Annotated in this window: 1 protein-coding gene; it reads right to left on the bottom strand. The window is 46.0% G+C overall.

Features of this window, described 5'->3' with window-relative positions; translation table 11 throughout:
- Positions 1-37: 37 nt before the first annotated feature.
- A complete protein-coding gene (locus ACSZPU_RS25960; RefSeq protein WP_499004491.1) occupies positions 38-640 on the bottom strand; it encodes a hypothetical protein in 603 nt (200 codons plus the stop codon).
- Positions 641-873 lie beyond the last annotated feature (233 nt).

The following is an 873-nucleotide window of genomic DNA, read 5'->3' as shown; positions in this document are numbered from 1 at the left end:
TATCGGTAGTTAACCCTTCCTCCTACACTCTCCACAATCATGTCCGAGCGTTGCACTTATTATCTGAATTCGCGTATGACGTTAAACCATAATTGAAAAATACCTGCTCCAGATGTGCAAAAGAGGCTTGGCCGGCAAACAATTTCTCGGTGAAATGGCCCACCCAGTTATAGCCAAAATAAATCCGCACAATCGTCATCTGCCACTGCATATTGCCAAACCAGCCATCGCCTTTGTAGTTGATCCAGTCGTTATGAATGCAATCAATCAACTGTGCGACCAGAGCGATAAATGCCAGCGGTGCCACATACATGATGATCGCGACATTAAGCATTGCGCCGATGCGCCAGCCGATTAAGTAACAGTAGAGGGACACTAAAAAGCCGATACAGAAATTCTTCGGCGTCACCCAGATACTCACCACCAGCGCGACCAGAAACAGTATTACGCAGGTGTAGCGTGCGAAATCCGGTAGAAGGTTGGCGGCAAATGCAGCCCAGGCCGCAACGCAAAGCGTCAATAATATAAGAACGGACGTTAATCCATTCGGCATTCGGGTGGGTTTAAGAAACGAGAGTTCATAACTATCATGAGATGACGCATGTCCATACGCCTCGCTTGGTTGCGATGTTGTACTCATACTATTACCTCATTGCCATAGTGATAAATAAAGTGATCCCTGCCGCGTGAGCAGCCTGATTTCCGGAGGTCTGATTATTGTTTTTTCGGCGATGAATAGCCGTTTGATAAGGTGGTATCAGTGAGAATAACCACGTGATTATTTTTATTTGAATGTAATGATTAGATAGTGTCGTCACAAGATTTTAGCCCAGAGAGCGATGCATCTGATCTGGACGGCAGCGAGAAATGAGG

The organism is Phytobacter sp. V69 (genome assembly GCF_965644215.1).
Lineage (GTDB): Bacteria > Pseudomonadota > Gammaproteobacteria > Enterobacterales > Enterobacteriaceae > Phytobacter.
This window is presented reverse-complemented; position numbering and strand designations above follow the sequence as displayed.